The organism is Nocardia sp. NPDC087230, from assembly GCF_044744725.1.
Lineage (GTDB): Bacteria > Actinomycetota > Actinomycetes > Mycobacteriales > Mycobacteriaceae > Nocardia > Nocardia canadensis.
On the sequence record NZ_JBIUYV010000006.1, the window covers coordinates 1 to 12,298 of the forward strand.

Genomic DNA, 12,298 nt, shown 5'->3' on the forward strand with positions numbered 1-12,298 from the left:
GATGGGCGCCCAGGAGCAGCCGACCGAGCTGTACAAGGTCGGCCTGGGTTCGGTCCGCTTCCTGATGGCCGTCGGCGACCTGTTCATCGGCTGGCGCCTGCTGGTCAACGCCGAGGTCGCCCTGGCGGCCCTCGACGGCGGGACCGGGGAGCGGGACTTCTACGACGGCAAGGTGGCCGTGGCCGCGTTCTTCGCGCGCGAGGTCCTGCCCCGGCTGACCGCCGATCGCGCGGTCATCGCGGGGCTGACCGACGACGCCATGGCCGTCGCCGAAGCCGCGTTCTGACCCGAGTCGGCGCCGCGGCGAGACCTCGCGTCTCGCCGCGGCGCCGACCCCGCGGCGGGATTCTCCGGAACCGCCGACCGATCGTCGGTAGCTTGGTGCCGACAGCACAGGGGCTACCGGCCGAGGCGGGCGCCCCGGAGAGGACGACCGTGCGCTCGACCTTGATCTCCCGCCGGGATCTGGACTTCCTGCTCTACGAATGGCTGCGCGTGGAGGACCTGACCAGGGCAGCGCGGTTCGCCGAACATTCCAAGCAGACCTTCGACGGTTTCCTGGAGCTGTGCGAGGACATCGCGACGCGCTACTTCGCCCCGCACAACAAGCGCAACGACAGCCACGAACCCACCTTCGACGGCACGACCGTCACCATGATCCCCGAGGTGGGCGTCGCGGTCGAGGCGTTCACCAAGGCCGATCTCATCGGCGCGAGCATGGACGAAGCCCTGGGCGGGCTGCAACTGCCCGCGACCGTGCAGGCCGCGGGCATGAGCTGGTTCCAGGCCGCCAATGTCGGCACCACCGCCTACGTGTTCCTGACCATCGGCAACGCGAATCTGATCGCGGCGCACGGCAGCGCCGAGCAGATCGACCGGTTCGTCCGCCCGATGATCGAGGGAACGGCCACCGGCACCATGTGCCTGTCCGAGCCGCAGGCGGGCAGTTCGCTGGCCGACATCGTCACCCGCGCCGAACCGCGGGACGACGGCACCTACCGACTGTTCGGGTCGAAGATGTGGATCTCCGGCGGCGATCACGAACTGACCGAGAACATCGTGCACCTGGTGCTGGCGAAGATCCCCGGCGGGCCCGCGGGCACCAAGGGCATCTCGCTGTTCATCGTGCCGAAGTTCCTCGTCGACGAGGACGGCTCGCGCGGCGAGCGCAACGACGTCGTGCTGGCCGGGCTCAACCACAAGATGGGCTACCGGGGCACCACCAACACCGCGCTCAACTTCGGCGAAGGCCGCCACACCCCCGGCGGAGCGCCCGGCGCCGTCGGCTACCTCGTCGGCGAACCGCACCGCGGCCTGTCCTACATGTTCACGATGATGAACGAGGCCCGCCTCGGCGTCGGTCTGGGCGCCACCGCGCTCGGCTACACCGGCTACCTCAAGTCCGTCGAGTACGCGCGCAGCCGCCACCAGGGTCGCGCCCTCACCAGCAGGGACCCGGCCAGCACGCAGATCCCGATCATCGAACACCCCGACGTGAAGCGAATGCTGTTGGCGCAGAAGGCCTACAGCGAGGGCGCGCTGGCGCTGCTGCTGTACTGCAACCGGCTCGTCGACCTGGAGCGCACCACCACCGACCCCGATGCCGCCCGCGCACACACCCGGCTGCTGGAAATCCTCACCGGGGTGGCCAAGAGCTGGCCCTCGCAGTGGTGCCTGGAAGCCAACAATCTGGCGATCCAGGTCCACGGCGGCTACGGCTACACCCGCGAGTACGACGTCGAACAGCACTACCGCGACAACCGGCTCAACCCCATCCACGAGGGTACCCACGGCATCCAGGGCCTGGACCTGCTCGGCCGCAAGGTGATCCAGCACGACGGCGCCGCCCTGCTGCTGCTCAGCGAACACATCGCGGCGACCGTGACCGCGGCCCGCGAAGCGGGCGGACAGCCCGCCGAGCACGCCGAACGACTCGACGCCGCGTGGCAGCGACTGCTCGCCGTCACCGCGGCCATGTTCGCCGCGGGCGACCCGGCGGCGGCCATGGCCAACGCCGCCGTCTATCTGGAGGCGTTCGGCCACCTCGTGGTCGCCTGGATCTGGCTCGAGCAAGAGCTGGCGACCGTCGGCAAGGACGGCGACTTCTACGACGGCAAGCGCGCGGCGGCCCGCTACTACTTCCGCTACGAACTGCCCAAGACCGCACCGCAATTGGATCTGCTCGCCGCGTTGGACCGGACCACCCTGGAGACCGACGACACCTGGTTCTGACCGCAGGTCATCCGCGCAGGCGCAGGACCGCGAGGACCCGGCGGTGGTGGGTGTCGGAGGGCGGCAGGTCGAGTTTGGTGAAGATGTTGCCGATGTGCTTCTCGACCGCGCGTTCGGTGACGGTGAGGGCGGCGGCGATCGCGTTGTTGGTCAGGCCCTGGGCCATCAGTTCCAGGACCTCGCGCTCGCGCGGCGTGAGGCGGGTCAGGGCGTCCTGCTGCCGAGACGCGCCCATCAGCTGCTTGACCACCTCCGGGTCGAGGGCGGTGCCGCCGGTCGCGACCCGATGCAACGCGTCGACGAAATCGGCGACATCGGCGACCCGGTCCTTGAGCAGGTAGCCGACACCGCCCGCACCCGCGGCGAGAAGTTCGGTGGCGTAGCGGGTTTCGATCCACTGCGAGAAGACCAGTACACCGGTGCCCGGGTACGCCCGGCGCAGCTCGATCGCGGCCAGCAGGCCCTCGTCGGTGAACGTGGGTGGCATCCGCACGTCCACCACCGCGACGTCGGGCCGCTGGGCGCCGACCACCTCACTAAGGGAGGTGGCGTCGCCGACCATCGCGACCACGTCGTGGCCGCGCTCGGTCAGCAGCCCGGCCAGGCCGTCGCGCAGGATGGCGCTGTCCTCGGCGATCACCACCCGCAGGGGTCCGGGCGCGCTCACCGGGGACCCGCCATCGGCAACACCATGGTGACCACCGTAGGCCCACCGGCCGGACTGTCGACGCTCAGTGTGCCGTCGACAGCACGGGCGCGGGCGGCGAGACCGGCCAGCCCGCTGCCGCCCGCAGCGTCGACACCGGACGCGAGCGCGCCGCCGATTCCGTTGTCACGCACGGTGATCGCCAAGGCGCGCAGACTGTCGGGCAACACCGTGACGGTGGCCGCCGTCGCCCGCGCGTGTTTGACGACATTGGTGAGCAGTTCGGCGACCGAGAAGTAGGCGATCGCCTCGATCGCGGGGCTCGGTCGGCGCGGCAGCTGCACGCGCAGTTCCACCGGCACCGCGCATCGGGCCGTGAGTGTCTCGAGGGCGGGGCCGAGGCCGAGTTCGAGCGCGGGCGGGTGGATGCCACGGACCAGTTCCCGCAGCTCGGTCAGCGCTTCCTTTGCGCCGGCACGCGCCTCGGCGATGAGGTCGCCGGGATCGCCGCCGGTGGCCAGGCGTTCCTCGGCCCGGCCGAGCGCCATCGCGATGGTGACCAGCCGCGCCTGGGTGCCGTCGTGCAGGTCGCGCTCGACCCGGCGCAGTGTCGCGGCGGCATCGTCGACCGCGGCCCGTCTGCTGGCGCGCAGCTCGGCCAGCTGCCGGTCCCGCGGTGTCGCCGCCAGCAGGTGGGTGATCAGCATCCCGTGCACCCAGCAGACGCCGCGGATCAGCCACGGCAGCGTGAAACACAGGGCGACGCCGATACCGGCCATGGCCAGTGACCGGGGCCAGGTGTCGATATAGAACGAACCGAACTGCGCGAGGCTGTGTCGCTCCACGCCGCTCTCGTCCACCTGGACCGGGTCGAACAGGACCCAGGGAATCGGCGAGATCGCCGTGAAGACGACCATCGCGGTCACGACGAGCACGACGTAGCCGACCACGACGCCCAGCACCGCCTGGGCGAGCAGGAACAGCGTCGCGCGCCAGCTCACCCGATCGGTGAACGCGCTCCTGAGGAATCCGAGCAGGCCCGGTGCGCGGACGAAATCCGGGGGCGCCTCGACCCGGACGCCGAGCAGTCCTCGCCCGAGCGAGCGGTAGATCCGCCCCCACACCCGGCCACCGAGCAGGATCAGTGCCAACAGCGGGATGCCGACGAGCAGGATCGACGCGTACAGCCCGCCACCGAACCCGAAGAACAGATAGCACACGACCACGCAGCCGAGCACGAACGACAAGACGAGGTAGCCGAATTCCTTCCAGGTCCGCGGCTGGAAGGGTGCCCGTGCCACGGTGGCGAGGACGCCGCGACGGCGGGCCGGGTCCGCGGGTGGTCCGGGATCGATCACCTCGGTCTGCGCACCGGGACCAGGGATGATCAGGGTCGGCTCGGCTGGAGTGTGGGTCATGACTCCCATGGTTGTCGTGGCGGACCGGGATCTCGATGGAGCTGCCCACCGGTTTGCCGGTGTAGCCAGCCACACCCTTTCTACCTTGGGCCGCCCGCCACGAACCACCCGCGGAAGTGTCGGCGGCGCGCCTGTTCACGAGTCGGCCCGCACGAACGATGATCACCGCATGAGCACCCTGTGGTTCGTCGTCGTTCTGGTCGCCGGGATTCTCGCGGTACTCGCGATCGTCTCGATCCCGATCATCGTCTGGTTGCGGCGGCGCGGCGCGCGCGTCACCGAGGAGCTGACCCGCGACCTGCGCCACGACGTGCTCGTGCGCGGACCGGAGCAGGCCCTCTATCGGGGCGCGTCCGCGCCGGGGTTCCCGGCGGCGAAAGGCAACGGCGTCGTCGCGCTCACCGCCACCGAGCTGCATTTCCGGCCGTACCTCGGGTCGTCGTTCGCCGTGCCGGTGGCCGAGATCGTGTCCGCGCACGAAGCGAAGGTCTTCCGGGGAGCGGTGACCGGCGGCCGCACCCACCTGGTTGTCGACACCAGGGCGGGCGAAGTCGGCTTCTTCGTCGCGGACAACGCCGCCTGGCTCCACGCGATCGAGCAGGTCACCGGGCGATAGCTCCCGCGCCGCCCCCGGGCCCGCACCCCGATATGGCATCATGAACTAGAACGCGTTCTAGAAATGTCGAGGAGGTCTTCGTGGGATCCGCGCGATCAGTACGGACGGGACCGTTCGTCGTGCCCGCCGTCGACGAGATTCCCGGTGGACGGATGCTCGACCTCCCTGGGCGTGGCCGGACCTACGTCGTGGACATCCCGGGACCGGCCGGCGCACCGGTCTTGATCCTGCTGCACGGCACCGCCTGCACAGCCGTCCTGAACTGGTTTCCGGCGCTGGAGACACTGAGCGCGCGATATCGCGTGGTGCTGTTCGATCAACGCTGGCACGGGCGCGGGATCCAAGCGGCACGGTTCCGCCTCGACGACTGCGCCGACGACGTGGTCGCGGTCGCCGACGCGCTGGGCCTGGATCGTTTTGTCTGCGTGGGCTATTCGCTCGGCGGCATCGTCTCGCTGCTCACCGCCCACCGGCATCCGGACCGGGTCGCGGGGCTGGTGCCCTGCGCGACGCCGTATCGCTTCCAGGAGAAGTGGCGCGAGCGGGCGTTCCATCGCGGTTTCGCCACCGTCGCCGAATCGCTGGGCGACTATCCGTACCGGCGGGCTCGGCGGCTGACGCGCGCCCTGCCGGAACTGCCGCCCGCCCTGGTGCCGGGGCATCTGCGGCAGTGGGCGGTGGGCGAATTCCGCAGTACGAGCGGATGGGCCCTGGCGCCGGTCTTGGCCGAGATCGGGACGTTCGACGCCACCGCGTGGCTGTCGGAGCTGCGGGTGCCGACCGCGGTGGTCATCACCACCAAGGACCGGGCGATCCCGGTGTACCGGCAGATCGAACTCGCGGCCGCGATTCCCGGATCGAGTGTGCATCCGGTCGCGGCGGGTCATGCGGCGTGCGCTGTCGCGCCGGACCGGTTCGTGCCGGCGCTGGCCGACGCGTGCCGGGCGGTCACCGCGCGGCGGTAGTCGACAACCCTGTTCGACGCCGGTGGCGAACAGGGCGGACATTCGGAGGGGGCGATCAGCCCCGCGCGCGGGCCGCGGCCAGCAGTTCGTCGATCACGGCGGGCACCGCTTCGGCCAGCGCGTCGACATCGGGAACCAGGTCACGGCAGGCGATGAAGCCGAAATCGAGATCCCCGCAGTTCGACAGCACCGTGACAGTGAGCCCGGCGCCGTGGAAGACCGGGCCGAACGGGTACATGCCGTCGACCCGCACACCGAGGAAGTACAGCGGCATCGGCGGACCGGGCACGTTCGAGACCACCAGGTTGTGCACCACCGGGTGCCGCTCGGCCAGCTTCAGCGACGAGTAGACGCGCGAGGCCAGGCGGAAGGTGTTGGGCGGGGCGTACTTCGACCAGTCCTGGAGGAAGTCGGCGCCGATCAGGTCGTGCTCGGCCTTGGCGTCGCGGTTGGCCACGGCCAGCGATTCCAGTCGCTCGACCGGATCGGCGATATCGGTGCCCAGACGGCAGAACAGGGTCGAGACCTTGTTGATGCCCTCGGTGTGCCGGGTGGACTCGTGCACCGACACCGGCACCGAGGCGACCAGGGAGCGATCGGGCAGCTCGCCGTGCTCGGCCAGGTAGCGGCGCAGCACGCCACCGACCACGGTGAGCACGACATCGTTCACCTTCACCCCGAACGCGGCCTTGATCTCCTTGATCGCGCCCAGGTCGGTCTTGGTGAACGAGACCGCTCGCGTCCCGGTGACGGCCTGGTTGAACGGCGTGCGCGGCGCGGAGAACGGCAGCGCCATCCCCGCTTCGTTGTTCCGCCGCCGCTGCGCGAACCCCGCGACCATGCCGAGGGTCTTGGGAACCATGCCGAGCATCCCGGCCCTGGCGGGAAACCGGACCGCGGCACGCGCGATGAGTTCGAGGTCGCCGGGCACCGGTTCCGGTCGCCACGGTTCGGGTTCCGGGCGGCTCAGTCCCGGCTCCAGATCGCACAGGTGCATCATCATGTTCGTGCCGGTGATGCCGTCGACGGCCGAATGATGGTACTTGCACACGACCGCCACCTTGCCGTCGTCGAGCCCCTCGACGACCGACATCTCCCACAGCGGTCGGTTCTGATCCATCGGCCGGCTCGCGATCTCCCCGATCAGCGCGGCCAGACCGGCGTGCCCGCCCGGCTCCGGCAGGTCGACGCGCCGGATGTGGTTGTCGATGTCGAAGTCGGCGTCGTCGACCCACAGCGGGTGGTCGAGGTTGAACGGCACCGAGTGGACCCGGCGGCGCATGTGCGGGATGAGCGGCAATCGCCTGCGGAGTTCGTCGCGGAGGTGGTCGAACGAGTACGGCCCGTCGGCCGGGTCGAGAATCAGCAGGGCGCAAACGTGTAGATGCTGGGTATCGGTCTCCAGATAGAGGAAACTGGCATCCAATCCAGTGAGTCGTTCCATAGCCGAAGCCTACTAGAACACGTTCTACTTTTTCCGCCGCTCGAGGCCGAAATAGACGACGCTCACAGCCCAGGCGGCCACGAGACGCAAGCCGGGTAGCCGACGGGGCGCCGGTGGCAAGCGTTTTGGCGAGTACGTGATTCATGACTACCTCCTGCCAGTGCACTCCCCGACATCAGTCGCATTCCGCAAATGTGAAATACCCAAACTTTGCCGTCTGTCGCCCCCCGTCGACCAGTGAGAACGTGCGGAAACCCGGTCTGCCTCCCGCCGACCGCGCCGGCGCAATACAGTGAGCGCATGCGTGGACGATCCCGAATCCTGCTGCGGTCGGCGGCGACAGTCGCGGCGGCACTCGCGTTGACCGCTGTCCCCGCCGCGGCCGCCGAGCCGTCCGCAGGCCCGACCGACTGCGCGCAGGTCCGGGTCGTCACCGTTCGGGGCACCCTCGAACCGCAGATCGGCAGCCTGCTCCTCACACCGCTGGGCAGCCGGATCGCCCTGGAGGCCGGCCGCAGCACCACGGTGACCGAACTCGAATACCCGGCCTCGATGGCTCCCGACAGCGCCGTGCGCGGCGTCGAGAACCTGACCGCGCTGCTCAACGCGACCGCCGCCGCCTGCCCGGACCAGCAACTCGTACTGCTCGGCTACTCCCAGGGCGCCCGGGTCATCGGCAACACTCTCAACGCGCGCACCGCGGTGACCGACCAGGCGGCCGCGCGCATCGACGCCATCGCCCTGTTCGGCAACCCACTGTTCAACGGCGGCGAGCCCTACAATCGCGGCAGCTTCGACCCCGCCCTGTCCGGCACCGGCCCCCTTCCCTCGGGCGCACTCGCCGAATTCGCCGACCGGCTGCGCGACTATTGCAACGCGGGCGACCGGGTCTGCCAGGGCGGCAACCCGGCCGCCGGCTTCGGAAACGCCCTGAGCTATGGGCATTTCGCGTACTTCGTCAACGACAACCGCGACCAGGCCGCGGCCTTCGTGCACGACCGGCTCGGCGCGTAGCCTCAGGGACGATCGACGTCGGCCAGAATGGTCTCGGGCTTGAAGATCACCTTGTAGCGGTACCGGCTGACCTCCGCGGACTCGAGCTGTTCGACGAAGTAGCTCACGTTGTCCGAGAGCCCGAGGAAGTGCTTCTTGTACTCGTCGTCACCGGTCTTGCAGGTGACCTCGAGCTGGTTGTTCTCGTCCTTGATCGAGCACTTGCCCTCGATCGACAGCAGGTACTTGTCGGTGATCCCGTTGAAGAACACCACCCGGCGGTCGATCTTGAACTGGTCCGATTCCTTGGACAGGTTCTTCGACACCACATCGGCGTCGCTCGAGCACCCGGTCGCGACGACCGCACCCACCGCGAGCGCCAGCACAGCGGTGATGAGTTTCGGCTGCATTTCCTACCCCCTGTATCCCGAGAAGCCCGGACGACGATCCCACGCTCCTTGTTCTCGAAGATAGACGACCGCAACACTTTTCGGCCCCGCTCCGCAGTCGATCGATTCAGCTGATCGCGGACAGGGGAGCGGATGCGCCGAGGTGATCGGCCCGGCCTACCCGGACAGCTACGATGACGACCGGGGTCGGCGACCCGAGGGATGGCCCAGCACTCGTCTAGGAGGCGCTCATGCGTGCGACGGTGGTCAGCAAAGGTGAGTTTCGCGTCGAGGAGCTGCCGACGCCGGAACCCGGACCGGGCCAGATACTCGTCTCGGTGACCCGCTGCGGCATCTGCGGCTCGGACCTGCACGCCCGGGTGCACTGCGACGAGCTCGCCGACCTTGCCGCCGCCACCGGCTACGGCAACTTCATGCGGTCGGACCAGCGGATCGTGCTCGGGCACGAGTTCACCGGCGAGATCGCCGACTACGGGCCGCGCACGCACCGTCGCTGGAAGCCGGGCACCCCCGTCGTCGCGATGCCGATTCTGCGCAGAGACCGCGAGCCGGAACTCACCGGACTGTCCGCCCACGCGCCCGGCGGGTACGCCGAACAGGTGCTCACGCAGGAATCGGTGACCTTCGAGGTCCCCAACGGGCTCTCCCCCGACCTCGCCGCACTCACCGAGCCGATGGCGGTGGGCTGGCATGCCGTCCGCAAGAGCCGGATCACCCAGGGCCAGACCGCGTTCGTCATCGGGTGCGGGCCGATCGGACTGGCCGTCGTCACCATGCTGAAGGCCGCGGGCGTGCGCACCGTGGTCGCGAGCGACTTCTCGCCGCGCCGCCGGGATCTGGCCCGCGCCTGCGGCGCCGACGTCGTGGTCGACCCGGCCACCGAATCCGCCTGGGAGGTCGCGCCGAAGCCGCCGCGCATCGCCGGTGCCGCGGACATGCTGAACCTGGCCTTCGACGTCATGGAACGCGTGCGCCGCGTCCCGAAGGTCCCGTGGTGGTACCTGTTCCGTGCGGCACACACCCTCGATCGAGGCCCGGCCGGTCCCGTGGTCTTCGAATGCGTCGGGGTGCCCGGCATCATCGACCAGATCCTGACCGCCGCGCCGCCGTCGACCCGCGTCGTGGTCGTGGGAGTGTGCATGCAGCAGGACACCTTCCATCCCGCCAACGCCATCAACAAGGAGATCGAGCTGCGCTTCGTCCTGGGCTACGACCCCGGCGAATTCCGCGACACCCTGCACATGATCGCCGACGGCACCGTCGACCCCCGCCCGCTGATCACCGGCACGGTCGGGCTCGACGGCATCGACGCGGCCTTCGCGGCACTGGGCTCCCCCGAGCACCACGCCAAGATCCTGATCGATCCGCGCAGCGACAAAATTGCGCCCTGAGGCCGGGGCAAGGGTGTCTCTCGTGCGCCACGACGACTGAAACGCAAATAGTTCAAAAGTTCTGCTAAGCAACGGGTTTCGTTGATACCGTCGCGCGACCGGGCCGACATGTCCGGTGCAGCTCGCGAACCGTCCAGGCGGACGATCGTGAGATGCGTTCTCCCGCTTGATGAATCGAGACCGCCATGTCCTCCACCCTGCGCCTGCGCCGCGCGCTCGCCGCGATCGTCCTGGCCGCGCCGATGGCCGCCGCGCTCACCGCCACCACGCCCGCCCACGCGAGCACCACCACCTGGACAGTCGTCAACCCCAACGGCAACGGCGCGTTCTCGGCGGTATCGGGTCAGCTGACCGTGAAGAACAAGAGCGGCGCGACGGTCTTCACCTGTCCGAGCCTGTCCTCGACCGGCTCGCTGCCCGCCGGCACCCGGACCACCTCCGGGCTGGGCGCCATCAAGAGCACGAATCCGGTCACCTGCACAAGTCCGGACGGGACGTCGTGGCAGGGCATGTTCACCGCGGCCGCGGGGCCGTCCAACTTGACGGCCACCTCCTACTCCGCGGCCACCGGCACCACCTCGATCACCAATGGCGACCAGTTCAACTCGATCAACCTGGTCTTCCGGACCGCCGTCGGCTACTCGTGCGCCTTCTGGACCCATCACACCGCGATGACCTACACCAACGCCACGTCCACCCTGAAAGCCACCACCGCCGTCGTCAAGCTGGCCACCGACGACGGCGGCGCCACGCTCTGCCAGGGACTGCTCACCCAGGGGGAGACGATCACCTTCGCCACCGAGTACAAGCTCACCCCGGCGATCAAGATCACCGCCACCGTCAGCTGACCCGCAGTCCGCGCAGCCGGGCGGCCGACGGGCTACCGACCAGGATCGCCCGACGGTGACGCATCGCCGTCACCGCCCGGCTTCGTCTCGCCCGCGCCGATTCTGCGCGGGCGCATCGCCGGCCGAGGGCCGCCGGCAGAGGCATCCGTGCCGGTGCGTTTCCGACGCGAGGCGCCGAGGTCGATGACGTTGCGTTCGTGCTCGGCGGTGCCACCCGCCGGTGCCGCGGGCCGACCCGCGGCGTCGACCGGCCAGGCCCCGGTCTCGCCCTGCAATTCCGCGCGAGTCACCGGGCGGGTGGGCGCCGGGTCGTACACGGTCTCCGGATACCAGGTGCGACGCCGGGAGTCGCCGCTATCCTCGCGACCTCGCCGCGGCCGCCTGGGCAGCCGGACGACGTTCGACGCCCCGCCCTCGGCGGCACTCGAACCACCGTCGGCGGCCTTCGTCTCTTCCCACTTCCGACGCAGCTGCTCCACCGCGTCGAAACGGCTTCCACCAGGCCCCGACCCGGCTTCCTGGTCCGACATCGAACTAACCGCGAACAGGCGTCGCGACACCCATCGATCCCACAGCGGCCACTCCGAACTTCCTCTCAGGTCTATCCTTCACCTTCACATTCTGCATCAACGCGCCCATGACTCGTCTTCGACCCGTCCGCACCGGGGCTCGGATCACGCGGAAACGGTCGGCCGCCGGTCGGCTAGGTCCGGGCCTTCGGTGTCGTCGGCGGCGTCCTGGCCTCGCTGCGGTACTGGTCCCACCACGAGGCGCTCTCGCTCGGCGCGGCGTTCGGATCCTTCGGCGGCGACGACGGGCTGGGGATGCCGAGGGCCCGCAACCGCCAGTCGTCCTCCCGGATGGCGGCCACGATGCGCACGGGGACGACGGCGGTGAGCAGCAGGTAGTTGCCCACACAGATCATCAGGCAGACCGGCGGAATGGCGACCACCGTCGCGATCCCGAAGGTCCCCAGCTCGATCGGCCCACGGGAGATGGCCACGACGTTTCCGCAGATGCTCGCCAGCACGGCGGCGACGAGCAGCAGCTCATAGACCCGGACCAGACCCGTGGCCTTCTCGTCGCGAATCCCCACGAGCGTGATGAAGGTGCAGGCGACCAGCGCGACGGTGAGACCGGCGACCACCGGCCACAGCCAGGTGAGGTCTTCGGGTATGCCCGCCACCTGGGCGAGCGTGGAGGTGAAGGTGAACGACGCGATCGCCGCGGCGACGACAAGTACTAGCCCTAGGCCCACAAGCAGCTTCGGCACGGTGAACGGAACAGGTCGAGGGAAAGGGTCCGTGTGGTCCATCAGGCTCCATCCTACGGGCT

General features: G+C 69.4%; 13 protein-coding genes. 7 read left to right on the plus strand and 6 right to left on the minus strand.

The window, feature by feature from the left end; all coding sequences use genetic code 11:
• Positions 1-286: acyl-CoA dehydrogenase C-terminal domain-containing protein (locus ACIO52_RS20820; protein WP_402645951.1), on the plus strand; the 286-nt coding region annotated here is incomplete at its 5' end.
• A 149-nt stretch (positions 287-435) separates the two neighbouring features.
• Positions 436-2,232, plus strand: a complete 1,797-nt coding sequence (locus ACIO52_RS20825; protein WP_402646579.1) for an acyl-CoA dehydrogenase — start codon at positions 436-438, stop codon at positions 2,230-2,232.
• 7 nt (positions 2,233-2,239) lie between these two features.
• Here ACIO52_RS20825 and ACIO52_RS20830 read toward each other — a convergent pair whose 3' ends face one another.
• The gene (locus tag ACIO52_RS20830) at positions 2,240-2,881 is read right to left on the minus strand and encodes a response regulator transcription factor (protein WP_218716102.1); all 642 of its coding nucleotides are present in this window, start codon (positions 2,879-2,881) and stop codon (positions 2,240-2,242) included.
• A 14-nt stretch (positions 2,882-2,895) separates the two neighbouring features.
• Positions 2,896-4,296 carry a sensor histidine kinase gene (locus tag ACIO52_RS20835; protein ID WP_402645953.1) on the minus strand — a complete coding sequence of 467 codons (1,401 nt, stop codon included), beginning with the start codon at positions 4,294-4,296 and terminating at the stop codon, positions 2,896-2,898.
• A gap of 169 nt (positions 4,297-4,465) precedes the next feature.
• Between ACIO52_RS20835 and ACIO52_RS20840 the strand changes: the two genes are divergently transcribed.
• Positions 4,466-4,912: a hypothetical protein gene (locus tag ACIO52_RS20840; protein ID WP_402645956.1), complete on the plus strand. Its 447-nt coding sequence runs from the start codon at positions 4,466-4,468 to the stop codon at positions 4,910-4,912.
• 80 nt (positions 4,913-4,992) lie between these two features.
• Complete coding sequence (locus ACIO52_RS20845) at positions 4,993-5,877, plus strand: alpha/beta hydrolase (protein ID WP_316574557.1); 885 nt, start codon at positions 4,993-4,995, stop codon at positions 5,875-5,877.
• 55 nt (positions 5,878-5,932) lie between these two features.
• Here ACIO52_RS20845 and ACIO52_RS20850 read toward each other — a convergent pair whose 3' ends face one another.
• Entirely contained in the window at positions 5,933-7,321 is a 1,389-nt protein-coding gene (locus ACIO52_RS20850; RefSeq protein ID WP_402645959.1) for a wax ester/triacylglycerol synthase family O-acyltransferase, read from the minus strand.
• A 300-nt stretch (positions 7,322-7,621) separates the two neighbouring features.
• Here ACIO52_RS20850 and ACIO52_RS20855 point away from each other — a divergent pair, with 300 nt between their 5' ends.
• Positions 7,622-8,335, plus strand: a complete 714-nt coding sequence (locus tag ACIO52_RS20855) for a cutinase family protein (RefSeq protein ID WP_402645962.1) — start codon at positions 7,622-7,624, stop codon at positions 8,333-8,335.
• A gap of 2 nt (positions 8,336-8,337) precedes the next feature.
• Here ACIO52_RS20855 and ACIO52_RS20860 read toward each other — a convergent pair whose 3' ends face one another.
• Positions 8,338-8,724 (minus strand): hypothetical protein, encoded by a 387-nt coding sequence (locus ACIO52_RS20860; protein WP_402645965.1) that lies wholly within the window; start codon positions 8,722-8,724, stop codon positions 8,338-8,340.
• A 230-nt stretch (positions 8,725-8,954) separates the two neighbouring features.
• On the opposite strand from ACIO52_RS20860, the gene ACIO52_RS20865 reads away from it, so the two are divergent.
• On the plus strand, positions 8,955-10,115 hold the full coding sequence (locus tag ACIO52_RS20865; RefSeq protein WP_402645967.1) for a zinc-binding dehydrogenase: 1,161 nt from the start codon (positions 8,955-8,957) through the stop codon (positions 10,113-10,115).
• A gap of 185 nt (positions 10,116-10,300) precedes the next feature.
• The gene (locus ACIO52_RS20870) at positions 10,301-10,963 is read left to right on the plus strand and encodes a hypothetical protein (protein ID WP_402645969.1); all 663 of its coding nucleotides are present in this window, start codon (positions 10,301-10,303) and stop codon (positions 10,961-10,963) included.
• A gap of 32 nt (positions 10,964-10,995) precedes the next feature.
• Here the strand turns inward: ACIO52_RS20870 and ACIO52_RS20875 are convergent, their stop codons facing one another.
• Positions 10,996-11,523: a hypothetical protein gene (locus ACIO52_RS20875; protein ID WP_402645972.1), complete on the minus strand. Its 528-nt coding sequence runs from the start codon at positions 11,521-11,523 to the stop codon at positions 10,996-10,998.
• Positions 11,524-11,666: 143 nt separating this feature from the next.
• On the minus strand, positions 11,667-12,278 hold the full coding sequence (locus ACIO52_RS20880; RefSeq protein WP_402645975.1) for a hypothetical protein: 612 nt from the start codon (positions 12,276-12,278) through the stop codon (positions 11,667-11,669).
• Positions 12,279-12,298: the final 20 nt, after the last annotated feature.

Excerpts from the sequence above, each read along its gene's own strand:
- ACIO52_RS20865 (WP_402645967.1), top strand. The coding sequence starts at position 8,955 with ATGCGTGCGACGGTGGTCAGCAAAGGTGAGTTTCGCGTCGAGGAGCTG.
- ACIO52_RS20880 (WP_402645975.1), bottom strand. The coding sequence starts at position 12,278 with ATGGACCACACGGACCCTTTCCCTCGACCTGTTCCGTTCACCGTGCCG.
- ACIO52_RS20870 (WP_402645969.1), top strand. The coding sequence starts at position 10,301 with ATGTCCTCCACCCTGCGCCTGCGCCGCGCGCTCGCCGCGATCGTCCTG.
- ACIO52_RS20840 (WP_402645956.1), top strand. The coding sequence starts at position 4,466 with ATGAGCACCCTGTGGTTCGTCGTCGTTCTGGTCGCCGGGATTCTCGCG.
- ACIO52_RS20835 (WP_402645953.1), bottom strand. The coding sequence starts at position 4,296 with ATGACCCACACTCCAGCCGAGCCGACCCTGATCATCCCTGGTCCCGGT.
- ACIO52_RS20860 (WP_402645965.1), bottom strand. The coding sequence starts at position 8,724 with ATGCAGCCGAAACTCATCACCGCTGTGCTGGCGCTCGCGGTGGGTGCG.
- ACIO52_RS20855 (WP_402645962.1), top strand. The coding sequence starts at position 7,622 with ATGCGTGGACGATCCCGAATCCTGCTGCGGTCGGCGGCGACAGTCGCG.
- ACIO52_RS20850 (WP_402645959.1), bottom strand. The coding sequence starts at position 7,321 with ATGGAACGACTCACTGGATTGGATGCCAGTTTCCTCTATCTGGAGACC.